Raw genomic sequence first — 26,120 nt, 5'->3', positions numbered from 1 at the left:
CGGCAACGGGGTCCCGCGCCACCGGCCCACCGGGCCCATACCGACGTGGCGCCCTCCGGATGCGGGCCGTCGAGCACGGCGCCACAGTGGGGCACATGGGTATCGAAGAATACGGCGGCGGCTCCGGCGCGCAGCGGACGGGCGTTCTCGTCGTGACGACCAACGACGTGCCGGGCTACCGCGTCGAGCAGGTCATCGGTGAGGTCTTCGGCCTCACCGTGCGCTCCCGTCACCTGGGCACCCAGATCGGCGCGGGTCTGAAGTCGATGCTCGGCGGCGAGCTGAAAGGACTCACCAAGACGCTCGTGGCGACCCGCAACCAGGCCATGGACCGGCTCATCGAGCAGGCGAAGGCGCGGGGCGCGAACGCCGTGCTGATGATGCGTTTCGACGTGACCGACGCCGCCGACGCCGGGACCGAGGTGTGCGCGTACGGGACGGCCGTCGTCCTGGTCCCCGCCTCCACCTGACCGCACCGGCCCGCCCCGTGGCTCAGGGGGAGACGCTCTCCCGGTGGATCAGGGGCGCGGGCCCGCGGCGGCGGACCGGCCGGAGCCCCAGCGCCAGCCCGGCGACCACCAGGGCCAGGCCCACCCACACCGCGGGCCCCGGGACCCCGCCGCCCGCGAGGACCCCGCCGCCGGCCGCGGCGACCGGGACGATCCCGGCGAGCAGACCGGCCCGGCCGGAGCCCACGGCGGCCACGGTCCGGTACCAGAGCACGAACGCCACCGCCGTCACCATGACGGCGAGGTACCCGACGGCCGCCCACTGCCCCGGCGCGAGCCCCGCCAGGTCCGAGGGCCGCTCGGTGACCAGCGTGAGCCCCGCCAGCATCACCGCGCCCATCCACACCGCGTGCACCGAAACCCCCCAGGCGCCGTGGCGCCGGAGCACCGGGACCGCGAGCAGGGTGAACCCGGCCTCGCAGCCCAGCGCGAGCGCGGCCCAGGCCACCCCGGTGGCGTCCGTCCGGCCCGTCCCCTCGACCAGGACGGCCCCGGCCACCACGACGAGGGCCGCCAGCAGTACCTGTCCGCTGGGCCGCCGCCGCTCCAGCAGCGGACCGACCAGCCCGAGCAGGACCGGTACGGCGGCCACGGCGACGGCGATCACCGCCGGCTCGGCATGCGCGACACCGCGGACGACGGCCACGTTGAAGAGGACCAGCCCGACCGCCGCGATCCCGGCCAGCCAGAGCCACTCCCGCCCGCGCGGGCGCAGGACCGGCACCCCGACCGCCCGCGCCAGCGCGACCAGGAGGAGCGCGGCAGCCGCGTACCGGACGGCCTGCGTGGCGAAGAGCGGGGCGTCGACGAGGGAACGGGAGACGGTGACGCTGCCCCCGACCAGCGCCATACCCACCATGCCGGGAGCCAGGTCCCGGAGGGAGGAAGAACGGGAGGAAGGAGAACGGGAGGAGGAGGAAGGGGGCGCCGGGGAGGTGTTCACGCGGATCAGCCTGCGGCCACAATGGACCCATGAGCAGGTCCAATAAGGGTGCGATCACGGGGTCCAAAGTGCGCGGCTCCCCGGCCGGGGAACCGCACCCGGCGGAGACCGGAGCCCCCTCGCCCCCGGCCGGCCCGCCGCCCGGCCCCGCACCGGCCGGGAGCGCGGTCGGCTCGGACTTCCTCCAGCTCGACATCGGCCGGGCCCCGGCGGGCCGCCGCACCGAATGGCTGACCGACCGGCTCCGCGCCGCCATCGCCGACGGCACGCTGCCGGTCGGCAGCCGCCTTCCGGCCGGCCGGGTCCTCGCCGCCGAACTCCAGGTCTCCCGGGGCCTGGTCACCGAGGCGTACCAGCGGCTGGCGGAGTCCGGGCAGGTGGCCGGGCGCGGCCGGTCCGGCACCGTCGTCGTCGCCGCCCCGCCGCTCCCGGCCGGTCCGGCCCGCGCCCCCGCACCCGCCGGCCCCGTGGACGCGCCGCACGTCCGGCCCTGCCGGATCGACCTCTCACCCGGTGTGCCCGACCTGACAGCCTTCCCCCGGACCGCCTGGCTCCAGGCCGAACGCCGGGTCCTCGCGGACCTCACCCCCGCCGACTTCGGCTACGGCGACCCGCAGGGCGCGCCCGCGCTGCGCGAGGCGGTCGTCGGCTGGCTGGCCCGCAACCGGGGCATCCGCGCCGACCCCGGGGAGGTCGTCGTCGTCGCGGGCGTCGCCCAGGCCCTGGGGCTCCTCGCGCGGGTCCTCCACGAGGACGGCGTACGCCGGGTCGCCGTGGAGGACCCCGGCTCGCTCGGGGCCCGCCGGCAACTGGAGTACGGGCACCTCGAACCGGTGCCGGTCCGGGTGGACGAGGCCGGACTCGACGTCGCCGCCCTGCGCGCGAGCGGCGCCCGGGTGGCGCTGCTGACCCCGGCGCACCAGTTCCCGACCGGCGTCGTGCTCGACGGCGAACGCCGCCGGGAACTGCTCGGCTGGGCCGCCGACGGGGGCCTGGTCGTCGAGGACGACTACGACGCCGAACACCGCTACGACCGCGCCCCCGTCCCCGCGCTGCGCGCCCTGCTGCCCGACCGGGTCTGCTACGCCGGGAGCGTGTCCAAGCTCCTCGCCCCGGCGCTGCGCCTGGGCTGGCTGCTGGTCCCGCCGCGCCACCGGGACGCGGTGGTCACCGCCAAACGCTACGCCGACCTCGGCAACCCGGTCCTCGCCCAGCTCGTCCTGGCCCGGCTGATGGAATCGGGCGAACTGGAACGCCACCTGCGCTTCGTCCGGCGCCGCCACCGCCGCCGCCGCGACGTGATGCTCCGGGCCGTCGCGGACCGGCTGCCGGGGGCGCGCGTCCACGGCGCCGCGGCGGGCCTGCACCTCATGGTCACCTTCGACGGGGCCGCTTTCGCCGACACCGACCTCGCCGAGGCCGCCCTGGCCCTCGGGGTCCGGACGCACCCCCTCTCCTGGCACCGGCTGCGGCCCGGCCCGCCGGGCCTGGTCCTCGGCTACGCGGCGGGCACCGCCGGTGAGATCGAGGAGGGCGTGACGCTCCTGTCCCGGGCCCTGGCCCGGCTGCCGCAAGACCGGCCCGGCCGCCCCGCCCGCCCCGTCCGACCGGCACCGTAGGGTGAACCGGGCGGGACACGGGCGCCCCGGACACGGATCGCGGCCCGCGGTCCGCAGCCCGCGGAAAAGTTTTTCGGGAAACATCGGGAACAGCGGCAACCTCCCGGGGGGTCGCGCGTCGTGCGGGGTGAAGGGCGTGATCAGAGGCCCTTCACCCGGCCGTCCGTCCGACCCACCGTCCGACGGCCGGCCACCGACCCGAACGGTCCGACCGTTCCCGCCGTCCCGATCGTGGAGAACCCCTGTGAAGAACCTGAAGCGCGCCGTCCGTCCGGCCGCCGTCGCCGTCGCCACCGCCGGAGCGATCTTCGCCCTCGCGGTCCCGGCCTTCGCCGCGTCGTCGCCCAGCGCCCAGCCCAGTGCCGCCCCGAGCGCCCAGCCCAGTGCCGCCCCGAGCGCCGCGCCCAGCGCGGCCCCGACCGCCCAGCCGAGCACGCCCGGCGGCCCCGTTTCGAGCCCCTCCGTCAGCACGCCGGGCGGCGTCGTCCCCAGCCCCTCCGTCAGCACGCCGGGTGAGCGTCCCGCGCCCTCCGGTTCGCCCGCCGTCTCGCCCGCCGGGAAGGCCGGAGAGCTCGCGGAGACCGGCTCCTCCCCGACCACCACCGCGGTGGCGACCGGCGCCGGTGTGCTGGTCGTCGCGGGCGCCGGCGCCCTGTACGCCGTGCGGCGCCGCGCCAACGGCTGAGGACACCTGTGCTCCGTCTCGCACCAGCCATAGGCCCCGCCACGCCCGGTTTCCCCCGGGCGTGGCGGGGCTTGTGGGCGTTGCTGCGCCGCGAAGGCCAGGCCCCCGCGGCCCCGCGGCGCCCGCACGGCCACCCGTACACCCACGACTTCTCCGCCGGGCACGACCCGGCGGACGGTCCGGGCGCCGACGAGGAGCGGCCCACCGTCACCGGGCTCTACCACGCGCACCGGCTGCGCATGGTCCGGCTGGCGGTGCTGCTCGTCGACGACCTGGCCACCGCCGAGGACGTGGTGCAGGACGCCTTCACCGCCCTGTACCGCCGCCACGGCGAGGACATCACCGAGGTCGACAACGCCCTCGGCTACCTGCGCACGGCCGTCGTGAACACCTCGCGCTCCGTGCTGCGCCGCAGGCGCACCGTCCGGGCCTGGACCCCGCCGCGGGAGGCCGAGATACCCTCCGCCGAGTACCACGTGGTCCTGGACGAGGCACACCGCGAGGTGGTCGCCGCGCTCGGCCGCCTGACCCCGCGCCGCAGACAGGTCCTGGTGCTGCGGTACTGGGCCGACCTCAGCGAGGCGGAGATCGCGACGACCCTCGGCATCAGCCGGGGCGCGGTCAAATCGAACGCGAGCCGTGGCCTGGACGCGCTGGAACGGATTCTGGAGGGACGGATATGACGCGCGACGGCGAGCGGCCGGTCGAACACCGGCTGCGGCATGCCCTCGACGCGCGCGCGCAGGAGATCACCGTGCGTGACCTGCGCCCCGCGCGTCCACCGGGGCCCGGGGTACGACGGTTCTCCGTGGAGCGGCTGCGGCGGTTCACGCTGCCCCTGGCCGGGCTGACCGCCACGGCCGCCGCGCTGGTGGGGTACCTGGTGCTCGCCCCGGACCCGGCACCGCTCCGGCCGGTGCCACCCGCCTCCCCGCCGGAGTTCACGGCCCCGGGTCCGGTACCGGACCCGGGGACCCCGCAGCCCTCGGGACCGGTCGGACCCTCGCTGATGCCGCCCGTCTCGCCGAGCGCGACCCACCCGGGCCCGATCCGGAGCCGGTACCTCTCGCCGAGCGCGAGCCCCAGCCCGGCCGTCGGCCGGCCGACGGCGACGATCTCGCCGCCGTCGGCCCCGCCCGTGCCGTCGTCCCCGTCGGGCCCGTCGGCCACCCCCTCCGGCAACCCGGGCACCGACCCCCGGTCGTCCCCGACCCCCAGCCTCCGCTGAGGCGACCGGCCCGGCCCGGGGCCCTTCCGCAGGACCCGCTCCCGCGGAAGGGCCCCGCGTCACCCGTCCGTACGCACCCCCCGGGGAGAGCGCCCCGTCCGGCGCCCGCTGTCCGCCACCCCCGTCCGGCACCACCCGTACCGCTCCCCGTACCGCCGTCACCCGCCGGCCGGCGAGGCCGCCCCGGACCGCTCCCTCGGTCCCCGCTCGCGCGCCCTCGCCCCCCGTGCCACGTTGGTGCGGGGACCCGGGCACCCGGCACCGCACCGCCGTGGCACCGGACCCACGACCTCGCACCCGCGACCCTCGGACGGACGGGCCGGACCACATGACGCGCGAGCCACGGCAGCACAGGAGAGTCCACGCGAACGCGACGGCCACGGCCGCCGTGCTCGTCACCCTCGTCCTCCCGGCCTGTACGACGGCCTCGGACGGGGCCCGCTCCCCGGCCTCCGCCGGGGCCGCCACCACCGCCCCGGCAGCCCCCTCCCCGACGCCCTCCCACCCCCTCTCCACCGCCCCGCGCACCGTCCCGGCCGTACGGGAGTTCGCCCCGGCCCGCGGCCCCGGCTGGAAGCCCGCCCCCGGCGCCCGGGTGGTCGTCGCGGCGGGGGACACGGACACCCTCTCCGACGAGGCCAGGCTGCTCGCCGGTGAACTGGGCATGGGGTTCGCGGACGCGCAGGCCCCGCGCCGGGGGGACGTCCAGCTCGCCCTCGGCGCCCCGGACTCCGGCAAGCCCGAGTCGTACGGCCTCACCGTCGGGAACGGCCAGGTCCGGATCACCGCCCCCGACGAGGCCGGGGTCTTCTACGGCACCCGGACCCTCAAGCAGGCCGTCCGGTCCGCCGGTTCGGCCCCCGAGGGCACCGTGCGCGACGGCCCGGACCGCCCCCAGCGCGGCCTCAACCTCGACATCGCGCGCAAGTACTTCACCCCCGGCTGGATAGAGGCCCGGCTGCGCGAGATGGCCGACCTGAAACTCAACGAGCTGGGCCTGCACCTCTCCGACGACCAGGCGTTCCGCGTCGAGTCCGAGAGCCACCCCGAGATCGTCTCCACCCCGCACCTCACCAAGGCGGAGGTCCGCCGCATCACGGCGCTCGCCGCCTCCCTGCACATCACCGTCGTCCCGGAGATCGACTCGCCCGGACACCTCGGCGCCGTGATACGCGCCCACCCCGGCCTGCAACTGCGCGACGTCCAGGGCAGGGCGGTGCGCGGAGCGGTGGACATATCCGACCCGGCGGCGGCCCGGCTCGTCGACGAACTGCTCCGCGAGTACCTGCCGCTCTTCCCCGGCGGGGCCTGGCACCTGGGCGCGGACGAGTACCAGGCCCTGGTCGTCCGCGACCCCGAGGCGTCCTTCCCGCAGCTCGCGGGCGCGGCCCGGGAACGGTACGGGCCCACCGCGCGCGTCCAGGACCTCGCGACGGGCTGGCTGAACGACCGCGCCGAGGTGGTCCGTCCCTCGGGCAAGGCGCTGAAGGCGTGGAACGACGGCTTCTTCGCGGGCGGGGCGGCCCGCGCGGCCGGGGACATCCAGGCCGAGTACTGGACCGGCAAGGAACTCGGCGCCCGCCCGCCGCTGGAGTACCTGCGCGAGGGGCGCCGGGTGGTGAACCTGAACGACGAGTACCTCTACTACGTCCTGGGCGAACCGAACCGGTTCGTCTACCCCACCGGCCGGCGGATATACGAGCAGTGGACCCCGCTGGTGCTGCGCGGCACCACCGCCGTGCCCGCGCGCTACGGCGGCCAGATCCTGGGCGCCCGCTTCGCCGTCTGGTGCGATCTGGCGGGCGCCCAGACCCCGGCGCAGGTGGCCGCAGGCATCCGGCTGCCGCTGGCGGCCTTGGCCCAGAAGGTCTGGGACCCCCGCCCGCCGAAGCTGTCGTGGACGGAGTTCACGGCCCTCGCCGGCCGGCTGTGACCGGCGTGCGCGGCTCCGGCGGCACCGGCGGCACCGGTGGGGCCGGTGGCTCCGGGCAGGTCACCAGATGGAGTCGACCCACTCCGGGTGGTCGACGAACGGGTTCCGGTTGTGCTGGTAGGTGTCGAATATGATCTGGTTGCGGCGGAGTTCGAAGGCGTCCGGCGGGTCCTGCTGGTTCCACTGCTTCAGCACACTGATCCGGCCCGTGGCAGGGGCGGAACCGTTGTTCACCTTGTCGTTGACCTCCAGGTTCGCGAAGCCGTCACCGCCTTCGTAGCGCACGGCCATGTACAGCAGCATCCGCGCCACGTCGCCCTTGACGGCGTCCCGCGGCTCGAAGGAGTCGGAGTCGGTGAAGCTGCCGGGCGCCTCGCCGACGGGGCTGCCGCCCCTGTCGAAGTCCTTGTTGCCCCGGGTGCTGTTGACGGTGACGTCCTCGGGCCGCAGGTGGTGCAGGTCGGTGCCCGGACCGGTGGCGGTGCCGAAGTTGCCGTGGCTCTTGGCCCACACGTGCTCACGGTTCCAGTTGTCGGCCCCGCCGCCGTTGGTGGACTTGGACTGGGAGCGCCCGGAGTAGAGCAGGATGACGTTGCCCGCGTTGGCCGGGTCCTGGTCGGTCACCTTCAGGGCGTTCCACACGCCGTCGTAGGACAGCCTGGACTGGGTCCTGACGATCTGGTGCAGGGCGGTCTTCAGCGCGGCCCCGGTCTTGCCCTCGGCCGCCGCGTAGTAGGCGTCCACCGGACCGGCCGCGGAGGCCGGGGCGGTGCGGGGGAGGGCCGTCGGCCGCTGGCCGGCCGAGGCGGTGGCCGGGACGGCCAGCAGGACGGTGGCCGCGAGGCCGGACGCCCAGGGGGTCAGGCGGGAGATGCTCATGACGACTCTCATGACGTGGGTACCTCTCCAGCACGCACCGCCCCCGCCGGTGAGGTCGGCGGGGCGTCAGGTGGCAGAGCGAGGTTCACATTGTCATGTGCCCAACAGGTTAAAGTCACGTGTCCGGCGCGCGTACCACGGAGTTCCGCCATGAGGGAACGCCCTTGGCAGGAGGCCCGGCGCGGGGCAGGGTGGCGGGGGCCCAGCAGGGCCGAAGCGGACGTGAACACCCTGAACAGCCTTACCAGGAGCAGCTCGTGACAGTGAAGATCCTCATCGTGACCGGTGACGCGGCGGAGTCGCTGGAGGTCCTCTACCCCTACCAGCGTCTGCGCGAGGAAGGGTACGAGGTCCACATCGCGGCGCCGACGGTGAAGAAGCTGCGTTTTGTGGTGCACGACTTCGAGGACGGCTTCGACACCTACACCGAGAAGCCCGGCTACACCTGGCCCGCCGACGTGGCCTTCGCCGATGTCGTCCCGGAGGAGTACGCGGCCCTGGTCGTCCCGGGCGGGCGGGCGCCGGAGTACCTGCGCAACGACCCCGAGGTGCGCAGGATTCTGGCCGCCTTCAGCGATGCCGACAAGCCGGTCGCCCAGATCTGCCACGGCCCCCTGATGACCGCCGCCACCGGCAGCCTGGCGGGCCGCCGGGTGACCGCCTACCCGGCGCTGGAACTGGACATGAAGGCCGCCGGGGCCGAGTTCGAGGACGCCGAGACCGTGGTCGACGGCACGCTGGTGTCCGCGCGGGCCTGGCCCGACCACCCGGGCTGGATGCGGGAGTTCCTCAAGGTGCTGCGCGTCAAGGCGCCGCTTGCCTGACCCCGCCGGCCCGACCCGGCGGACACGGGCCCGCCCCCGTACGGGCCCGTGCTCGCCTCCGTCGCGCCGGCGCGGCCCCCCCGCCCCCCCCCCCCCCCCACCCCGCGCGCCGCCCCCCCCCCCCCCCGGCCCCGGGCGGCCGCCCCCCCCCCCCCCCCCCCCCACGACCTCAGCCGCCCGACGTGAGCCCCCGCGGGGCGGGCTCGTACTTGTAGTTGGCCGGGCCGAAGTTCTTCTTGACGGCCGTCTCCCAGGAGCCGTCCTCCACCATCTTCACCAGCGCGGCGTCGATCTTGGCCCGGAGGTCCTTGTCGCCCTTCTTCAGACCGATGCCGTAGCTCTCGTTGCTCAGTTTCTGGCCGGTCAGTTTGAACTTGCCCTCGTTGCCCTTCTTGGCGGCGTACCCGGCCAGGATGGAGTCGTCCGTGGTGATGGCGTCGACGAGCCTGTCCTGGAGGGCGATGACGCACTCCGTGTAGCTGCCCAGCTCCAGGACGCTCGCCTTGGGCGCCAGCGTGTTCTTGACGTTCTCCGCCGAGGTGGAGCCGGTGACCGAACAGAGCTTCTTGGTGTTGAGGTCCTCGGCCTTGGCGATGGTGTTGTCGTCGGAGCGGACCAGCAGGTCCTGGTGGGCGAGGAAGTACGGGCCCGCGAAGTCGACCTTCTCCTTGCGCTTGTCGTTGACCGAGTAGCTCGCGACGACGAACTTCACCTCGTTGTACTGGATCAGCAGCTCGCGGTCGTTGCTGTACACCTGCTTGAAGTCGATCCGGTCCGGCGTGTAGCCGAGCTGCTTGGCGACGTAGGTGGCGACGTCCACGTCGAAACCGGAGAACGTGCCGTCGGCCTCGCGCAGCCCGATGCCCGGCTGGTCGAACTTGATGCCGATGGAGAGAGTCCCCTTGGCCTCGTCCCCACCGCCGCACCCGGAGGTGGTCAGGGCGAGGGCGATCACTACGGCGACCGCGCCGGCCTGGGGAACTTTCATGCTGCACTCTTTCCTCGGGTACGCCTGGCACACGGCGGGCGCCCGGTCACGGGGGACACGGGCGCGCGCACGCGTGGGCGGGAGAACGGGCACGCGCGGCCAAACGGGAGGGCCGGTACGCGTGTACATGTACGAGGAAGCTAGGAAGGTGATCGGCGCCACGTCACTAGATCTGAGCAAAACTTAAGGATAACGATCCGGTCCGACAGCGCCGGGGAGGACGCCGGAGCGGGCCGGCCGCTCCGCGCCGCGGGCCGGAACTGGCCGGGAACATGCGGTCGCCCGTCCCGTGACGGCGGACACGTGGGACCATGACCGGGCCATACGCGGTGGACGAAGGGGGAGTTCGGTGACCGGTGTACGCAAGAGCCTGGCCAAGGTGGAGGTCGCCCTGAGGTGGGACCCCAGCGGCTTCGGCGCGCCCGCCAACGACCTCGACCTCGTCGTCGCGGTCTACGGCACGGCGGACCGGTACGGGGAGCCCGCCTACGTCGTCCACTTCGGCAGCCGTTCCCCCGACGGCACCGTCACCCTGAACCGGGACAGCCACACCGGCCAGGGCTTCGGCTACGACGAGGTGGTGACCATCGAACTCGACCGCATGGCGCCCGCGCTGGGGCGGGTGGTCGTGGGCGTGGTCATCCAGGACCCGGGCCAGGACTCCGGCGCGGGCGGGGCGCTGACGAAGAACTTCGCCGGTGTCTCCGGCGCGGGGGTGCGCATCCGGGAGGGTTACACCGAACTCGCGCAGCACGGCTTCGAGGCCATACCGGCCGCGACGGCGGCCACGGTCGCCGAGTTCACCCGCGACACGGAGGGCGGCTGGTCGTTCCACGCGGAGCTGCGCGGCTTCGACGCCGACCCGCAGGAGTTCACCCGGACCATGGGCGCCGCCCGCTGACGGTCCGGACCCGGACGGGCCGGGCGGTCCGGACGGGGGACGGGAACGGGTGGTCCGGGACGCCGCCGCCCGGTTTCGCCCGGGTCCGGATTCCGGGGTTCCCGCTTCCGGGCTCCGGCTCCGGCTCCGTCCGGTCCGGGCGACGGCCACCGCACGCGTGCGCGAGTGACCGCCGCCCGGACCGGGCGGTGCCGCGCCGCCGCCGTCCCCACGAGGCGGCGCGGGCGGGCGGCCGTCCGGTCATCGGGGACGGCCGCCCACCGGTTCAGGGGGCCGGTGCCAGACCCAGGGCGGGGAGCAGGGCCGCGTCGACGAACCGGACCAGGTAGTCGGCGTCCGCGTACCGCCCCTCCAGGACCGGCCGGATGCGGACCACGCCCATCAGCTGCGCCGGCAGGAACTCCACGGCCGGATGGTCCGCGGCGATCTCGCCCCGCGCCACGGCCCGCTCCACCATCACGCCGAAGGCGGCGAGCTCCGGCTCGACCAGCGCCTCGCGCAGCGCGGCCTGGAGCTCCCCGTCACTGAGGACGGCGTGCCCGAGGGCCTGGGCGAGGAGGGTGTCGCGCCCCGAGGTGCCGGCCGCGATCCGGGCCGCCTCGCGCAGATCGCCCGCCAGCGTCCCGGTGTCCACCGCCGTGAGCGTGCCCCGCCGGGCCGCGCGCAGGGCGGCGGCGACGAGCTGCGGTTTGGTCCGCCACTGCCGGTAGAGCGTGGACTTGCCGCAACTGGCCCGCGCGGCGACGCCCTCCATGGTCAGCGCCTCGTAGCCGTGCGCGCGCAACTGCTCCAGGACGGCGTCGTAGAACTGCTGCTCCCGCTCCGGCGTGATCTTGGAGCGGCGCGCGGGCGGCGGCGTCGACGTCATGGGGGTGCGGCTCTCCTGGGGCGTGTCTTCGACGGGGCTCCCCGACGGCTCGGGACGGGTGCCGAGTCTACGGGAACGTGAGCGTATCGGTACACGACCGTATCGGTACATCTGCGTATCGATACACTGGCGTGTCGATGTGCGTGGCCCTTTCTCCCGCGCACCCCGTGCATGAGGAAAAGAGACCGGGGGATGACCTCCCACACCCGACCCGACGCGCGCCGCCTCCTGCGCACCCTCCCGCGCGTCCTGCTGCCCGGCGGGGGCGCCGCGCTGCCGCTGCTCCCGCGCCCGGACGCTCCCGCGCGCCCGGACGCTCCCGCCGTACGCCGGGTGCCGTGCCCGCGCGCCGCCGGGGCCCCGGCGGCCGTAGGGGCCGCACGGTGAACGACACCGTCCTCGCCGTCCTCCTCTGTCTCGCCTCGGCCGTGGCCTACGCGACGGCCGCCGTCGCCCAGGAACGCCTGGCCCGAGGGGCCGCGACCCGCGGCGCCAGGGCCCTGCTCGGCTCCCGCGCCTGGTGGTGGTCGGCCGGACTCAACGCCACCGCCGCGCTCCTGCACGCCGCGGCCCTGCGGTACGGGCCGCTCACCCTGGTCCAGCCCCTGGGCGCGCTCACCCTGGTGGCCGCCGTCCCGCTGGGGGCGCGCGCGGCCGGCCGGCGCGTCGCCCTCACCGAATGGCGCGGCACCCTGGCGACCGTCACCGGTCTGGGCCTGCTGCTGGTCCCCGCCTCCGGCCCGGCCCCCGAGGACACCCTCACCCTGGCCGAGGCGCTCGGCGTCTGCGCCGCGACGGCCGCCGTGATCGGGGTGCTGACCGCCCGCCGGGACCCGGGCTCGGGGCTGCGGCACGCGACGGCCTCCGGACTGGCCTCCGCCGTCGCCTCCGCCCTCACCCAGACCGTCGCCGTGGCCGCCGGACGCGGCGGGACCCTGCTCAGCGCACGGGTCGTCACGGTGGCCGTGCTCGTCGTCGTCTTCGCCGTCGGCGGGATGCTGCTGTCGCAGCGCGCCTACCGGGGCGGTCTCGGGGCCCCGCTCGCCGTGGTGAACCTGGCCAACCCGCTCGCCGCCGCGGCCATCGGCGCGATCCTGCTCGGCGAACGGCTCCAGGGCGGCGCGCCGGGAGTGCTGCTGGCCGTGGCCGGGGCCTTCGCGGCGACGCGCGGCGTCCTGCTGCTCACCCGCACCGCCCCGGACCCGGACCCGGCCACCGCCCCGGTCCGCGCCGGCGGGCCGGGCGGGCCGGGTGGCCCGGGTGGCCCGGAGAACCGCCGCGCCCTTCCCCGCGTCCTCCCTGGTGAGCGCGTGGAGCACGTGCCGAGCACGTCACGCGCCCCGTGTACGTCGTGACCTCAAGAACCTCAAGAACCTCAAGAAGCGGAGTGAGTGCCATGGGCATCGTCAGCTGGATCGTCCTGGGACTGCTGGCCGGCGTCATCGCCAAGATTTTGCTTCCCGGCCGGGACCCCGGCGGCCTGATCGGGACCACCCTCATCGGTGTGGCCGGAGCCTTCGTCGGCGGCTGGCTCTCGGCGACCTTCCTCGACCGCCCGGTCCAGGAGCAGTTCTTCGACCTCGCCACCTGGGGATCGGCCATCGCCGGGTCGCTCGTCCTGCTCATCGGCTACCGCGTCCTGTTCGGCAACTCGCGCGACTGACCGGCCCGCACGGTATCGGCCGCCCGCCGGGAACCCCGTACGGAACCCCGCAGGTTACCTGTGCGTTCCGCACCCCTCATCGGTGACAACCGTGACTGTCGCCGCCCCCGCGCGGCGTGACAACGTCGGTCACGCCGCCGACCGAGGGAGCAGGGGTGAACAAGGGTTACGCCGCGTTCTGCGACGCCGACCACTGGTTCTACGACGCGCCGTACCGGCGGGCCGGGCAGGAGTACGCCGCCGCGTCCGCCCCGGTGCCGCCGGGCTGGAGCAGCCACCGCAGCGGCGACTGGCTGGCGCTCAGCCCCGACGACGTGAAACTCCCCGCCCAGGGCTGGAAACTGCACGTGTCCGCCTGCCTGGACAACGCCGAGAAGGTACTCGACCGGGTCCACGCCTACTGTCTGGCCCGGGACATCTCCTTCAAGTTCGTCCCGAGCGCCTACCTGCTCCACCAGCGCAACGCCAAGTACGCCGAACGCGCCGTCAGCGGCAAGTTCCTCACGGTCTACCCGGCCGACGAGGAACAGTGCCGGAGCATCGCCGAGGACCTCGACGCCCTGCTGGCGGGCGAGCCCGGCCCGTACATCCTGAGCGACCTGCGCTGGTCCCGGGGGCCGGTGTACCTCCGCTACGGAGGCTTCACCCTGCGCCACTGCTACGACGAGCACGGCGCGCTGTGCCCGGCCGTCGAGGACCCGGACGGACGGCTCGTGCCGGACCTGCGCGGCCCCGTCTTCCAGCTCCCGGAGTGGGTGACCCCGCCCGCCTTCCTCGCACCGCACCTGGAGGCGCGCTCCGCCCTGACCCTCGCCGGTCTCCCTTACACCGTCGAGCGGGCCCTGCACTTCTCCAACGGCGGCGGCGTGTACGAGGGCCGCGACACCCGGACCGGCGCCCGGGTGGTGCTCAAGGAGGGCCGGCCCCACGCGGGGCTCGCCGCCGACGGGGCCGACGCCGTGGCCCGGCTCCAGCGCGAACGGACCGCACTGGAACGGCTGGCCGGACTGGACTGCGTACCCGCCGTGCTCGACGAGTTCGGCCTCGGCGACCACCGCTTCCTGGTCCTGGAACACCTCGCCGGCAAACCCCTCAACACCTACTTCGCCCACCGCCACCCGCTGATCGAGGAAGACCCCGACCCGGCCGCCCTCGCCGCGTACACCGCATGGGCGCTGAAGATCCACCGCCTGGTGACGGAGGCCGTCGAGGCCGTGCACGCCCGTGGGGTGGTCTTCAACGACCTGCACCTGTTCAACATCATGGTCACCGAGGACGAGGCGGGCGAGCCGTCCGTGGCGCTCCTGGACTTCGAGGCCGCCGCGCACATCGACGAGGGGCTGCGCCAGACCGTCGCCAGCCCGGCGTTCGTCGCCCCGCGCGGACGGCGCGGATTCTCCGTCGACCGGTACGCCCTGGCCTGCCTGCGGCTCACCCTGTTCCTGCCGCTGACCAGCCTGCTCGTCCTGGACCGGGCCAAGGCCGCGCACCTCGCCGACCTCGCCGCCCGGGAGTTCCCCGTCCCGCGCGCCTTCTTCGACGAGGCCGTCGCGGAGATCCTCGCGGACGAGCCCGGGGAAACAGGGGAAGCAGGGGAGCAGGAGGGGACCGGGGCGACCGCGGGAACCGGCCGCGCCCCCCGGCGGGCCGCGCCGGTCCGGCCGTACCTGCCCGTGGAACCGGGCGACCGGGCGGTGGCCCGCGCCTCCATGACCGCCGCGATCCGGGCCTCGGCCACCTTCGCCCGCGAGGACCGGCTCTTCCCCGGCGACCTCGCCCAGTTCACGGCCCCGGGCGGCGGCACCGGCTTCGGCAACGGCGCCGCCGGTGTCCTCTACGCCCTCGCCGAGACCGGGGACGAGCCCTGGCCCGAGGCCGAGGAATGGCTGCTCGCCCGGACCGGGGAACCCGGGTCCGGCACCCCGCTCGGCTTCTACGACGGCCTGGCCGGCACCGCCTGGACCCTGGACCGGCTCGGCCACCGTGAGCGCGCCCTCGAACTCGCCCACCTCCTGCTGCGCCAGCCCTGGGAAGGGGCCGGGGTCGACCTGCACGGCGGACTCGCCGGGGTCGGTCTCGCGCTGGACGCCCTCGGCGCGGCCACGGGCGAGGCCGAACTGAGCGCGGGCGCGCAGCGGTGCGCGGAACTCGTCGCGCTCGGCGCACCGAAGCTCAAGCGCGCCGGACTGCTCCACGGATCGGCCGGGCCCGCCCTGCTGTTCCTGCGGCTCTACGAGCGGACCGGCGAGCCGAAGCTGCTCGACCTGGCCGGCCAGGCCCTGCACCGGGACCTCGACCGCTGTGTGACCACCGGGTCCGGCACCCTGCAGGTGAACGAGGGCTGGCGCGCGATGCCCTACCTCGGCGCCGGCAGCGTCGGCATCGGAATGGTGCTCGACGACTGGTCGGCCCACGCCCGCGACGAACGCTTCGAGCAGGCCCGCCGGGAGACCGTCAAGGCCGCGCAGGCCTCCTTCTACGCGCAGCCCGGACTCTTCCGGGGCGTCGCCGGGATGGTCCTGCACCTGGCCCGGACCACCACGCCCGGCGCCGGCAGCCGCTCCGCCGACCTCGCCCGCCAGATCGACAGCCTGGCCCGGCACGCCGTGCCGTACCAAGGCCATCTGGCCTTCCCCGGCGAGCAGATGATGCGCCTGTCCATGGACCTGTCCACGGGCACCGCGGGCGTCCTGCTCGCCCTCGGCGGCGCGGCGCCCGGCGGGCGCGCGCGACTGCCGTTCCTCCCGCCGCCGCGGCCCAGCGCCACGGCGGCCCCAGAGCCGGTCCCGAACGGGGCCGTGACCCCTCGCACCACCGAGACGAAGAAAAGGAAGCGGACATGACCCTTCTTGACCTGCAGTCGATGGAGACCCCCACGGAAGAGCTGACGGAGGCCGGCCAGGCCGTGAGCACCGCCAGCCTGCTGCTCTGCGGCGGTCACAGCGTTCTCAGCGTGACCACCTGTCTCTGACAGGTACCTCTCCGGGGCCCGGACGGTTCGCCGTCCGGGCCCCGCCCATCGCAGGAGCGCATGCGGATGACCGCGCCGCCGAACCGGAACCCGAACCCGGACCTGAACCCGGAAAACCTGAACCCGGACCCGGACCTGAACCCGCTGCGGGGCACCGGACCACCGGCCCCTGCCGGGGGGAGCCCCGGGGCGCCCGGGACCGGTGCGGCCGGTGGGTCCCGTGCGCCCGGGGGCGGTTCTCCCGGGCCGGAGCGGGACCGGACCGCCGACCGGCTGCTGACCAGGGCCGTCCGGCACAGCGCGGGCCGGACCGCGGGCGTCCTCGGATGCTCCGTCGGCGCCGCCCTCGCCACCCTCGCCGAGCCCGCCGTCCTCGGGCACACCCTCGAACTGCTGCTGCGCGGCGACCCGGACGGGCCGTTGTGGACCCTTCTGTGCGCGGCCGTCATCACCGCCGGGGTGCTCCTCGACGCCGTCACGGCCCGCCTGAGCGGCAGCGTGAACGCCCGCTCCACCGGCCTGCTGCGCCGCCTCGCACTGGCCCGGCTGCCGCTGACGGCCCCGCACCTCGCCGCCCGCCACACCCCCGGCGACCTCGCCGCCCGGCTGACCGCGCACGCCACCGAGGCCGGAGCCGTGCCCGCGACCGCGGCCACCGCCGTCGCGTCGGTGCTCCCGCCGCTGGGCGGTCTCGTCGCCCTGTTCCTCATCGACCCCTGGACGGGGACCGTCTTCGTCGCCGGACTGCCGCTGCTGCTCCTGCTGCTGCGGGCCTTCACCCGGGCCTCCTCCGCCAGCGTCTCCCGCTACCAGCAGGTGCAGCTCGCCATGGCGGGACGGCTGGTGGAGGCCCTGTCCGGGGCCCGCACGATCGCCGCCGCAGGCACCGCCGCCCGCGAACGGGACCGTGTCCTGGGCCAGTTGCCCGAACTCGGCGCCGAGGGGCGCCGGATGTGGCGCGTCCACGGCGCCACCGCGGCCCGCTCCGCCGCCCTCATGCCGCTGCTGCTGTACGCCGTCCTCGCCGTCGGCGGGTTCCGGCTGGCCACCGGCTCCCTCGGCGTGGGCGAGCTGCTCGCCGCCGTCCGGTACGCGGGCCTCGCCGCCGGGATCGGTGCCGTCACCGGGCTGCTGGGCGCCGTGATCCGCGGCCGGGCCGCCGCCGGACGGACCGCCGCCCTCCTCGGCCTGCCCGAACTCGGCCACGGGGACGCCGAACTGCCGCCCGGCGGCCCCGGCACCCTGGAGCTGCGCGACGTACGGGTCGAGCGCGCCGGGACCGCCGTCCTGCGCGGGGTCACCCTGACCGTTCCCGGCGGGGCCACGGTGGCCGTCGTCGGCCGCTCCGGCTCCGGGAAGTCCCTCCTCGCCGCCGTCGCGGGCCGTCTCACCGACCCGGACGCCGGTCAGGTGCTGCTCGACGGGGTCCCGCTGGCCGCCCTCGGCCAGGACGTGCTGCGCCGCGAGACAGGCCACGCCTTCGACCGGCCCGCCCTGTTCGGGACGACCGTCGCCGACGCCATCGCCTTCGGCGCCGGTCCCGCGCCCGGCCCGGACGCCGTGCGGGCCGCGGCCCGGTCCGCGGGCGCCGACCCGTTCGTCCGGCGCCTCCCGCTCGGCTACGACACCCCGCTCGCCGACGCCCCGATGTCGGGCGGCGAGATCCAGCGCCTCGGCCTGGCCCGGGCGTTCTGCCACGCGGGCCGGCTGCTGCTCCTCGACGACGCCACCTCCAGCCTCGACACCGTCACCGCCCGCGAGATCGAACGGGCCCTGGCCCACGAGGTCCGGCCCGGGACCCGGATCGTCGTCGCCCACCGCCTCTCCTCCGCCGTCCGCGCCGATCTCGTCGTCTGGCTGGAGGCCGGCCGGGTCCGGGCCACCGGCCGCCACACCGAGCTGTGGCGGGACCCGGAGTACCGCGCGGTGTTCGCGGTACGCACGGCGCGGCCGACCGCACCGACGGCCGGGACGGCAGAGGCAGCAGGCACGGCAGGGACAGCAAGGGCAGCAGGGCCGACGGAGGCGGTCCGATGACCCGCCCGCCCGTACCCACGCCCGCGCCCACGCCCGCGCCCGTGTCCACCGAGCGCGGCACCTGGCGGCTGGTGGCCCCCGAGGGCCGCCGCTTCCTGCGGGGCCGCCGCCGTCCACTGGCGGTACTGGCCCTCTGGTCGCTGCTGGAGTCCGCGCACACCTTCCTCGGCGGCTACGGAGTCGCCCGCGCCCTCGACGACGGCTTCCTCGCCGGGCGCACCGGCACCGGACTGGTCTGGCTGGCCGTGGCCGCCGTCGCCGCGCTGGCCGGAGCGTTCGCGCTGCGCGGGGTGTTCACCGTCCTCGCGGACCTGGTGGAGCCCCTGCGCGACGGACTGGTCCGGCGGGCGGTGACCCAGTCGCTCGGCGCGGCCGTGGCCGACCCGGCCCGCGCCCCCGGGACCGGAGCCGTCTCCCGGCTCACCCAGCAGACCGAGATGGCCCGGGACTCCTTCGCCGGACTGGTCCTGACGGCCCGTTCCTTCGTCTTCACCGCCCTCGGCGCCCTGTTCGGCATGGCCTCGCTCGCCCCGGTCCTGCTCCTCGTCGTGCTCCCTCCGCTGCTGCTGGGGCTGGGCCTGTTCCTCCTCACGCTGCGCCCGATGGCCGCCGCGCAGAGCGCGTTCCTCGACACCGACGAGGCCCTGTCCGCCCGGGTCGGGGAACTGGCGTCCGGGCTCCGCGACATCGTGGCCTGCGGCGCCGGGGCGGCGGCCACCGGCGCCGTGGAACCGCTGATCGCCGGTCAGGAACAGCTCACCCAGCGGCTGGCCCGGTGGGCTGCCCTCCGTACGCTCGCGCTGGGCGTCGCCGGACAGCTGCCGGTCGTCGCGCTGCTCGTGGCCACGCCCTGGCTGCTGAGCCGCGGGGTCACCGCGGGCGTCCTGGCCGGCGCGCTCACCTACCTGGTGCAGGCGCTGCTGCCCGCGCTGAACACCCTGATGGCGGCGGTGGGTTCGGCGGGAACCCGGCTCCTGGTGGTCCTGGCCCGCTTCGCCACGCCCGCCCCCTCCGGCGGCCTCCCCCCGGCCTCCCCGCCCGCCTCCCCTCCGGGACCCGCCGCCGGGGGAGCGGGCGGCGCGCCCCGGGCCGACCGGCCGCCGGACGCCCGGGCCGTCCGTCCCGCCGCCGAGCTGCGGCAGGTGACCTTCGCGTACGGCCCCCACGCGCAGCCGGTCCTGGACGGCCTCGACCTGGTGGTCCGGCCCGGCGAGCACCTGGCCGTGGTCGGGCCGAGCGGCATCGGCAAGTCCACGCTCACCGCCCTGCTGGCCGGACTCCTCCCGCCCGGCTCCGGCACCGCCTGGGTGGCGGGCCGCCCCGCCGCCCAGGACCACCGGGGCCCTGACCCGCGGCGCACGCTCCTGCCGCAGCAGGCGTACGTGTTCACGGGCACGCTCGGGGAGAACCTCGGCCAGTTCTCCCCGGACGGCCTCGACCCGGCGCGGCTGGCGCAGGCGGTGGCCGCCCTGGACCTCACCGCGCTGGTGACCGCGCTCGGCGGCCCCGACGCCCTCGTCGACCCGGCGCGCCTGTCGCAGGGTGAGCGGCAGCGGCTCGCGCTCGCCGCCGCCTACCTGTCACCGGCCCCGCTGCTCCTGCTCGACGAGGCCACCTGTCACCTGGACCCGCAGACCGAGGAACGGGCCGAACGCGCCCTGGCCGCCCGCCCCGGCACCCTCGTCGTCGTCGCGCACCGGATCTCCTCCGCGCTGCGCGCCGACCGGGTCCTCCTGCTGGACGGCGTCCGGGCCGTGTGCGGCACGCACCCGGAACTCACCGCCCGCTCGGAGCTCTACCGCGACCTGGTCGGCGTATGGCGCGAGGACGGCATCCACCGGCAGGACGACACCCACCCGAAGGACGGTACGCACGACTGACACACCACCGGCGCGGGTGGTGTGCCCTCATACCCAGCCGGCCCGCCGGGAGATGCGTATCGCGTCGATCCGGTTGCGGGCACCGGTCTTGCGGGTGGCCGCCGCCATGTAGTTGCGCACCGTCCCGCTCGTCAGGTGCAGGGCTCGGGCGATCTCCGCGACCGAGTCGCCCTCCGCCGCCCGCGCCAGCACACTGAGTTCGCGCGGGCTGAGCGGCATCCGCTCCGCCTCCAGGAAGGCGGAGGCCAGCGAGGCGTCCACGAACCGCTCACCGGCCGACACCTGCCGTATGGCCCGCACCAGCCGGCCGGGGGAACCGTCTTTGTCGACATAGCCGAGCGCCTTGGCCTGAAATGCCTGCCGCAGCGACGCGGGCCGGCCCGCCGTGGCGAGCACGAGGACCGGAGTGCGTAACCCGAGCCCCCCCTCTCCCCCCAGTAACGCCATCGCCCCCGGACAGTCCGAGTCCACGACCGCCACGTCCGGTCGCAAGGTCTGCGCGCACCGGGTGGCGGTGCGCGGACCCGCAGAGGTCACCTCGAAGGACTCCTCGGACCTGAGCAGCGCGGTCAGCGCCGATCGCACCAGGTTCACGCTGTGCAACACCAAGATTTTTGTCATCACAAGACTTTCCTTCCGGTTTCGAAACGGACGGCACCATCCGGTTGCCCCGGTACCGGACTGCTGGAACGTATCTGCAGGGGGCGTGAAGGAGTGCGCGGCGTAAAAGGGCTCCTGCGGACCGCAGGTTGCCGGTCCGCGCCGAAACGCCCCGGGCAGGGCGGACGGGTGGGGCACGTCGGGCATGCGATGTGCCCCCGGAGCCGTCGACGGACCCCGCGCGGGGACCGGATCAGGCCAGATCGGCCCCCCGGGTCTGGCGTGATCCGGGGCACCGGGTTTCACTGCGGGCCCATGAGACGACACAGGATCACGGGCCCGCCCGGCGCGGCCGGGGTACGGCTGGCCCTGGCACTGGCCACGGCCATGCTCACCCTGGCCGGTACGGCCGCACCCGCGAACGCCACCGCCCCCGGCGCCCCCACCACCCTTGGTGCCCCCGGCGGTTCCGGTGCGGCGGCGGCCACCGCCGCGGAGCCGCCCGCCGAGTTCGGCACCGACTGGCACGACCCGCTCACCGTCACCCCGCCCGTCGCCCGCCCCGCCACCCGGTCCTGCCAGGTCACCCTGGCCGAGGCGCAGTTCCGGGACTTCACCCCGTACCGGGGGAGCTACGCCCCGCCCACGCGGTGCGGTCCCGCCGACTGGTCCACGGTGGTCCTGCGCCTGGACGGCACGGTCAAGGGCCGCCAGTACGACCGTCTCGGCCACCTCTCCCTCGGCGGCGTCGAGATCCTGCGCACCTCCACGCCCCAGCCCTCGCCGGACGGCATCACCTGGTCCGTCGAGAAGGACGTCACCCGCTACCGCGACACCCTCGCCCGCCCGCAGCCCGTCGAGATGCTCATCGGCAACGTCGTCAACGAGACGTACACGGGCGTCATCGCCGTCAAGGTCACCCTCACCTTCTACGCCGCCGCCGGCCGCGCGGGCGCCCCGGCGTCCCCCGCCGCCTCCGAGATCCCCGACCGGGTACTGCCACTGACCTCCCCGTCCGTCACCACGCCCCGCAACACGGAACGGATCGTCGCCGAGGTGTACGCGACGGGCTCGGGCGGCGGCTGCGAGGAGTACTGGTACATGACCACTCCGGAGGCCGCCCCGTACTCCTGCAAGGCGGCCGGGGGCCCCTACCGCGAGATCCGCGTCCTCGTCGACGGCCGCCTCGCGGGCATCGCCGCGCCCTTCCCCACCGTCTGGACCGGCGGCTGGTCCAACCCCTTCCTCTGGTACGTCACCCCCGGCCCCCGCGCCTTCGACGTACAGCCGGTCCGCTACGACCTCACCCCCTGGGCGGCCCTGCTCAACGACGGCCGCCCGCACCGGATCGAGGTGTCCGTCGCCGGGGTACCGGCCGGGCAGAGCGGCTGGAGCACCCCCGTCAACCTGCTGCTGTGGCAGGACGAGGCCCGTGAGGTCGTCACCGGCGCCCTGACCCGGCACGAGGAGAGCGATCCGGTCAACTCCTCCCACTGGACCCCCGGCGCCGAACACCGCCTGGACACCGAGGGCGGGCACCGGCTGACGGTCGCGGGCCACCTGGACACCTCCCGCGGCCGGGTCACCACCACCGTCACCCGGGCCGTGCGCAACACCTCCGCGCACCGCTGGACGGACGGCGAGGACCGGGACGCCCTCACGGCCACCTGGACCGACGAGGAGACCGTGACCCGGGGGGCGACCGCCACCCGTACCGCGCGCACCTACACGATGGACGGCGAGACCACGCTCGGCGCCGGGGACCGGCTGCGCACCGTGCTGACCCTCGGGGACCGCGCGGACACCGTCACCCTGCGCGGCGGCCGTCAGCTCTCCCGGACCCGGACGGACGACCGGTACACGGGCGACGCCACCTACACCGCGAACGTCCCGCGCGACCAGCGGCACGCGGTCGCCACCACCTCCGCCCGCCACCGCATGTACGGGTCCGGGACGGGCGCGGGCTGCTACGACCGCGAGGTGACCACGGTGCAGGGCACGGTCACGGCGGACCGCCGCCGCTGCTGACCCCCTCCGGGGCCCGCCCGCCGCGCCCCGGCGGCACGACGGGGGCGCCCGGCCCACGACCCGGCCGGGCGCCCTCGGCCCCGTGACAGGGGCATGCGGCTAATAAGCGCTGTCGACGTTGTCGATCGAGCCGTAGCGGTCGGCCGCGTAATTGCACGCGGCGGTGATGTTGGCGACGGGGTGGTACGAATCCAGCGGGGTGCCGGGGACGTGATAGGCCCGGAAGGTCGGGTCGATCACCTGGAGCAGCCCCTTGGACGGGGTACCCGCCGCGGCGTTCGAGTCCCAGGTGTTGATCGCCATCGGATTGCCCGAGGACTCCCGCATCACATTGCGAAGAATTCCGTCGTAGCTGCCGGGAATTCCGTGGCGTTCCATGATGTCCAGCGATTCCCTGATCCAGCCGTCGAGATTGTCCGTGTAGGTGTTGCCGGGCAGGGAGGGCGCCGCCGCGGTCCTGGCGAGCGGGCCACCGGCGGCCACGGAGGCGGTGGTCCCGGAGGTGGCGGCCACGGAGGCGGTCGCGCCGATCAGCGGGAGGGCCAGGGCCGCTCCGCCGACGCAGACGAGGGCCAGTCTCCGGGTGATCGAACGCTGCTTCGGCCTGCGGGGCTTACCGTGTGCGGGCATGGCGGAATTCCTCACGTGGGGGTACGGGAGCATCCGGGCGGCGGCCGGATTCGGCAGGCGGCAGCCGGGAATGAGGGTGACCGTAGGCGAGCCCGGGGGCCGGAACAAGACACGTATTCCGCCGGGAGATCGACTTCCCCCGGCCGGCCCGGTGAATGACCTTGATGGCGCCTGGGGAAAGAGGCCGGTTCCCTTTCTGCGGAAAGGGAACCGGCTCCCTGACGGGAAGGGCGCCCGACCGGTCCGCGTGACGCACATCACGGCTGCGGAATCCCACGCATTGATATGCGCAAGTAGCCCTTTAAGGGGAGCTGTATGGGCGATCCGCTCTTCTGATGCAAATCACCCATAGTGCTACCTTTCGGGCGCGTGGTCAGGTCGGACGCCCCGGGCCTCAGCTCTCGTGCGTGACCGTCCCGTGCTCGTCCATCGGCGGGTGCATCCTGGTCGGCCCGTACGGGTCCTCGTCCGACGGGCGCGCGGTCTCGGGCCCGTCCGGCCCCATCCGCACCAGCCGCCGCATCCGCGCGATGCAGAGGTCCCGGCCGTCGTCCAGCCGCAGCACGTCCGCCTCGCCCGCGGCCTGGAACTCCCGCGCCGCCCGCGCGTACGAGGCCCGCCCGGCCTCGTCCAGGTCGTACATGACCGGCCACGCCTGGGTCAGCAGGTACACCAGCGCCTTGCGCGCGCTGTGCGGGCCCGCCTGCATGGCGCTGGCCGGCTCCCAGCCGGTCCCGGTGCTCTCCAGGACCCGGAAGGCCGGCGGCAGCAGCACGACCCCGGCATGGGAGACGACCGCCCGCCGCGAGTCGTCCCGCACCTCGGCCGGGTACCGGGGGCTGCGGTACCGCAGCCCCATCAGCGCGAGCCGCTCGGCGGCCGTCATCGCGCTGGTGGCCGCGATGTGGTCGATCACGAAACCGTCGTCGAGCCGCGGCCCCTTGGCCCACAGGTCCCAGTTGCGCTCACCGGGCTCCTCGTCGGTGGGGCGCGGCGGCTCCGGGCCCTCGTCGTTGCGGTACAGGAACTCGTCGCACCGGACGATCCGGTAGCGGGTGCCCGCCGCCGTCACCTCGTTGACCGGATCGGTCTCCAGCCGGGCCACGGCCGCCAGGAGCTCCCGGCGCACCGACCGGTCGTCGGTGTCGTTCAGCGCCCGGAACCACAGGTACGAGTTGAGGCCGTCGCGGGACTCCTGGGCGGAGCCGTCGTTCACGGCACTGATCACCCGCCACCGCCGTCCGTCGCCCTCGCCCTGGGCCGCCACCCCGAAGAGCGGGCCGCGGATGACGTAGTGCGCGTACTTGCGCGCCGCGTCGGAGGCGTCGGCCTCCTGCGCCGCGGCCACCGGATGCTCCGGGTGCTCGACGTTCATGTAGAGGTGTTCACGTCCGGGCGGTACCTCGCTGCTCATGGGCCACAGACCAACACAACGGGCACCCGCCCGGCACCAGTTCGCCGAGCTCCGCCCGCTCCACCGGCCGTTCTGCTAAAGGGACCCGCTCCACCGGGGAGCGCCTCCGTCGCGCCCGTGGTTCCGTAGTACGTTCTGCGGAGAGCCGACGAGAACGGGGTACGACGTGACACATCGCGTACGAGGGGTCATCGCCCGGAGCAAGGGCGCACCGGTGGAGACGACGACGATCCTCGTGCCCGACCCGGGGCCGGGCGAGGCGCTCGTCCGGGTCCAGGCGTGCGGGGTCTGCCACACCGACCTGCACTACCGCGAAGGCGGGATCAACGACGCGTTCCCGTTCCTGCTCGGCCACGAGGCCGCCGGGATCGTCGAATCGGTCGGCCCGGACGTCACCTCGGTCGCACCCGGCGACTTCGTCGTCCTCAACTGGCGCGCGGTGTGCGGCACCTGCCGGGCCTGCCGCCGGGGCCGCCCCTGGTACTGCTTCGCCACGCACAACGCGACCCAGCCCATGACCCTGGAGGACGGCACCCCCCTCTCCCCGGCGCTCGGGATCGGCGCCTTCGCCGAGAAGACCCTCGTCGCCGCCGGGCAGTGCACCAAGGTCGACCCGGCCGCCGCGCCCGCCGCCGCCGGACTCCTGGGCTGCGGGGTGATGGCGGGCCTCGGCGCCGCCCTGAACACGGGCAACGTCGGCCGCGGCGACTCCGTCGCCGTCATCGGCTGCGGCGGAGTGGGCAACGCGGCGGTGGCCGGCGCCCGGCTGGCCGGTGCCTCGCGGATCATCGCGGTGGACCTGGACGACCGGAAGCTGGAGTGGGCGCGGGGGCTGGGCGCCACCCACACCGTGAACGGCCGCACCCAGGACGTGGTCGAGGCCGTCCGGGAACTGACCGGCGGGAACGGCGCGGACGTGGTCATCGACGCCGTCGGCCGCCCCGAGACCTACCGCCAGGCGTTCTACGCGCGCGACCTGGCGGGAACCGTGGTCCTGGTCGGCGTCCCGACCCCGGAGATGACCCTCGAACTCCCGCTCCTCGACGTCTTCGGCCGAGGCGGCGCCCTGAAGTCCTCCTGGTACGGGGACTGCCTGCCCGAACGCGACTTCCCGTTCCTCGTCGACCTCTACCTCCAGGGCCGCCTCGACCTGGACGCCTTCGTCTCCGAGACCGTCCCGCTCGACGGGGTCGAGGCCGCCTTCGCCCGGATGGAACGCGGCGAGGTCCTCCGCTCGGTGGTCGAGTTCTGACGGACCACCGCGGGCGGAGGCCCCGCCGGGGCCCGGGGTCCGGTGGCGGCCCGGGGCCCGGTCGGGCGGGGCCGCCCGACCGGCCGTAAGCCCCGGGCCCCCGCCGGACCCCGTACGTCACAGCACGACCTAGGATCGGCCGGGACATCACCCGTCGTGCCCGCCGCCGCCCCCGCCCGGCCGGCGGGGGCCCCCCCCCCCCCCCCCGGGCGCGGCCGGGGGGGGGGCCCCCCCTTAACGACGCCCCCGGGGGGGCGCACCCCATCGC

Annotated in this window: 24 protein-coding genes; 17 read left to right on the top strand and 7 right to left on the bottom strand. The window is 75.1% G+C overall.

What is annotated here, in order from left to right:
• Positions 1-95: 95 nt before the first annotated feature.
• Positions 96-470 carry a YbjQ family protein gene (locus tag ACIA5F_RS06690; RefSeq protein ID WP_399349863.1) on the top strand — a complete coding sequence of 125 codons (375 nt, stop codon included), beginning with the start codon at positions 96-98 and terminating at the stop codon, positions 468-470.
• A gap of 22 nt (positions 471-492) precedes the next feature.
• Here the strand turns inward: ACIA5F_RS06690 and ACIA5F_RS06685 are convergent, their stop codons facing one another.
• Positions 493-1,368, bottom strand: coding sequence for an EamA family transporter (locus ACIA5F_RS06685; protein WP_399349861.1), 876 nt, complete (start codon positions 1,366-1,368; stop codon positions 493-495).
• Positions 1,369-1,481: 113 nt separating this feature from the next.
• On the opposite strand from ACIA5F_RS06685, the gene ACIA5F_RS06680 reads away from it, so the two are divergent.
• The 5 genes from ACIA5F_RS06680 (at position 1,482) to ACIA5F_RS06660 (ending at position 6,917) form a co-directional block, all read left to right on the top strand.
• Complete coding sequence (locus tag ACIA5F_RS06680) at positions 1,482-3,071, top strand: PLP-dependent aminotransferase family protein (RefSeq protein ID WP_399349859.1); 1,590 nt, start codon at positions 1,482-1,484, stop codon at positions 3,069-3,071.
• Between the two features lie 244 nt (positions 3,072-3,315).
• Positions 3,316-3,756, top strand: a complete 441-nt coding sequence (locus ACIA5F_RS06675) for an LAETG motif-containing sortase-dependent surface protein (protein WP_399349857.1) — start codon at positions 3,316-3,318, stop codon at positions 3,754-3,756.
• A gap of 8 nt (positions 3,757-3,764) precedes the next feature.
• Complete coding sequence (locus tag ACIA5F_RS06670; RefSeq protein WP_399349855.1) at positions 3,765-4,439, top strand: RNA polymerase sigma factor; 675 nt, start codon at positions 3,765-3,767, stop codon at positions 4,437-4,439.
• Positions 4,436-4,984 (top strand): hypothetical protein, encoded by a 549-nt coding sequence (locus tag ACIA5F_RS06665; protein WP_399349853.1) that lies wholly within the window; start codon positions 4,436-4,438, stop codon positions 4,982-4,984. The genes ACIA5F_RS06670 and ACIA5F_RS06665 overlap by 4 nt, the downstream gene beginning before the upstream one ends.
• 328 nt (positions 4,985-5,312) lie before the next feature.
• Positions 5,313-6,917 (top strand): glycoside hydrolase family 20 protein, encoded by a 1,605-nt coding sequence (locus ACIA5F_RS06660; RefSeq protein ID WP_399349852.1) that lies wholly within the window; start codon positions 5,313-5,315, stop codon positions 6,915-6,917.
• 60 nt (positions 6,918-6,977) lie between these two features.
• Here the strand turns inward: ACIA5F_RS06660 and ACIA5F_RS06655 are convergent, their stop codons facing one another.
• Positions 6,978-7,796, bottom strand: coding sequence for an endonuclease I family protein (locus ACIA5F_RS06655; RefSeq protein ID WP_399349850.1), 819 nt, complete (start codon positions 7,794-7,796; stop codon positions 6,978-6,980).
• Between the two features lie 257 nt (positions 7,797-8,053).
• Between ACIA5F_RS06655 and ACIA5F_RS06650 the strand changes: the two genes are divergently transcribed.
• Complete coding sequence (locus ACIA5F_RS06650; protein WP_399349848.1) at positions 8,054-8,620, top strand: DJ-1/PfpI family protein; 567 nt, start codon at positions 8,054-8,056, stop codon at positions 8,618-8,620.
• 169 nt (positions 8,621-8,789) lie between these two features.
• Here the strand turns inward: ACIA5F_RS06650 and ACIA5F_RS06645 are convergent, their stop codons facing one another.
• A complete protein-coding gene (locus tag ACIA5F_RS06645; RefSeq protein WP_399349846.1) occupies positions 8,790-9,608 on the bottom strand; it encodes a glutamate ABC transporter substrate-binding protein in 819 nt (272 codons plus the stop codon).
• 349 nt (positions 9,609-9,957) lie between these two features.
• Here ACIA5F_RS06645 and ACIA5F_RS06640 point away from each other — a divergent pair, with 349 nt between their 5' ends.
• Positions 9,958-10,509, top strand: a complete 552-nt coding sequence (locus tag ACIA5F_RS06640; protein ID WP_399349844.1) for a TerD family protein — start codon at positions 9,958-9,960, stop codon at positions 10,507-10,509.
• Between the two features lie 265 nt (positions 10,510-10,774).
• On the opposite strand, the gene ACIA5F_RS06635 is transcribed toward ACIA5F_RS06640, so the two are convergent.
• Positions 10,775-11,377: a TetR/AcrR family transcriptional regulator gene (locus ACIA5F_RS06635; RefSeq protein WP_399349842.1), complete on the bottom strand. Its 603-nt coding sequence runs from the start codon at positions 11,375-11,377 to the stop codon at positions 10,775-10,777.
• A 192-nt stretch (positions 11,378-11,569) separates the two neighbouring features.
• On the opposite strand from ACIA5F_RS06635, the gene ACIA5F_RS06630 reads away from it, so the two are divergent.
• The 7 genes from ACIA5F_RS06630 (at position 11,570) to ACIA5F_RS06600 (ending at position 19,928) form a co-directional block, all read left to right on the top strand.
• The gene (locus tag ACIA5F_RS06630; RefSeq protein ID WP_399349840.1) at positions 11,570-11,764 is read left to right on the top strand and encodes a hypothetical protein; all 195 of its coding nucleotides are present in this window, start codon (positions 11,570-11,572) and stop codon (positions 11,762-11,764) included.
• On the top strand, positions 11,761-12,732 hold the full coding sequence (locus ACIA5F_RS06625) for a DMT family transporter (protein ID WP_399349838.1): 972 nt from the start codon (positions 11,761-11,763) through the stop codon (positions 12,730-12,732). The genes ACIA5F_RS06630 and ACIA5F_RS06625 overlap by 4 nt, the downstream gene beginning before the upstream one ends.
• A gap of 41 nt (positions 12,733-12,773) precedes the next feature.
• Entirely contained in the window at positions 12,774-13,040 is a 267-nt protein-coding gene (locus ACIA5F_RS06620; protein ID WP_399349836.1) for a GlsB/YeaQ/YmgE family stress response membrane protein, read from the top strand.
• A gap of 155 nt (positions 13,041-13,195) precedes the next feature.
• Positions 13,196-15,883 carry a class III lanthionine synthetase LanKC gene (lanKC, locus tag ACIA5F_RS06615; protein ID WP_399349834.1) on the top strand — a complete coding sequence of 896 codons (2,688 nt, stop codon included), beginning with the start codon at positions 13,196-13,198 and terminating at the stop codon, positions 15,881-15,883.
• Positions 15,880-16,011, top strand: a complete 132-nt coding sequence (locus ACIA5F_RS06610; RefSeq protein ID WP_399349832.1) for a SapB/AmfS family lanthipeptide — start codon at positions 15,880-15,882, stop codon at positions 16,009-16,011. The genes lanKC and ACIA5F_RS06610 overlap by 4 nt, the downstream gene beginning before the upstream one ends.
• Positions 16,012-16,077: 66 nt before the next feature.
• Positions 16,078-18,048, top strand: coding sequence for an ATP-binding cassette domain-containing protein (locus ACIA5F_RS06605; protein WP_399349830.1), 1,971 nt, complete (start codon positions 16,078-16,080; stop codon positions 18,046-18,048).
• The gene (locus ACIA5F_RS06600) at positions 18,045-19,928 is read left to right on the top strand and encodes an ATP-binding cassette domain-containing protein (protein WP_399349828.1); all 1,884 of its coding nucleotides are present in this window, start codon (positions 18,045-18,047) and stop codon (positions 19,926-19,928) included. Before ACIA5F_RS06605 ends, ACIA5F_RS06600 begins: the two co-directional genes overlap by 4 nt.
• 27 nt (positions 19,929-19,955) lie before the next feature.
• On the opposite strand, the gene ACIA5F_RS06595 is transcribed toward ACIA5F_RS06600, so the two are convergent.
• Positions 19,956-20,549, bottom strand: a complete 594-nt coding sequence (locus ACIA5F_RS06595; protein WP_399349826.1) for a response regulator transcription factor — start codon at positions 20,547-20,549, stop codon at positions 19,956-19,958.
• Between the two features lie 366 nt (positions 20,550-20,915).
• Here ACIA5F_RS06595 and ACIA5F_RS06590 point away from each other — a divergent pair, with 366 nt between their 5' ends.
• Positions 20,916-22,556, top strand: coding sequence for a peptide-N4-asparagine amidase (locus ACIA5F_RS06590; protein ID WP_399350235.1), 1,641 nt, complete (start codon positions 20,916-20,918; stop codon positions 22,554-22,556).
• 99 nt (positions 22,557-22,655) lie between these two features.
• Here ACIA5F_RS06590 and ACIA5F_RS06585 read toward each other — a convergent pair whose 3' ends face one another.
• Both ACIA5F_RS06585 and ACIA5F_RS06580 read right to left on the bottom strand, forming a co-directional pair.
• Positions 22,656-23,186: a transglycosylase SLT domain-containing protein gene (locus tag ACIA5F_RS06585; protein WP_399349824.1), complete on the bottom strand. Its 531-nt coding sequence runs from the start codon at positions 23,184-23,186 to the stop codon at positions 22,656-22,658.
• Positions 23,187-23,580: 394 nt separating this feature from the next.
• On the bottom strand, positions 23,581-24,600 hold the full coding sequence (locus tag ACIA5F_RS06580) for a DUF5954 family protein (protein WP_399349822.1): 1,020 nt from the start codon (positions 24,598-24,600) through the stop codon (positions 23,581-23,583).
• Positions 24,601-24,766: 166 nt separating this feature from the next.
• Here ACIA5F_RS06580 and ACIA5F_RS06575 point away from each other — a divergent pair, with 166 nt between their 5' ends.
• Positions 24,767-25,852 carry an S-(hydroxymethyl)mycothiol dehydrogenase gene (locus tag ACIA5F_RS06575; protein ID WP_399349820.1) on the top strand — a complete coding sequence of 362 codons (1,086 nt, stop codon included), beginning with the start codon at positions 24,767-24,769 and terminating at the stop codon, positions 25,850-25,852.
• Positions 25,853-26,120 lie beyond the last annotated feature (268 nt).

This window comes from Streptomyces sp. NPDC051567 (assembly GCF_044454165.1).
Lineage (GTDB): Bacteria > Actinomycetota > Actinomycetes > Streptomycetales > Streptomycetaceae > Streptomyces.
Note: the sequence above shows the minus strand (reverse complement) of the source record. Positions and strands in the feature narration are given on the sequence as shown.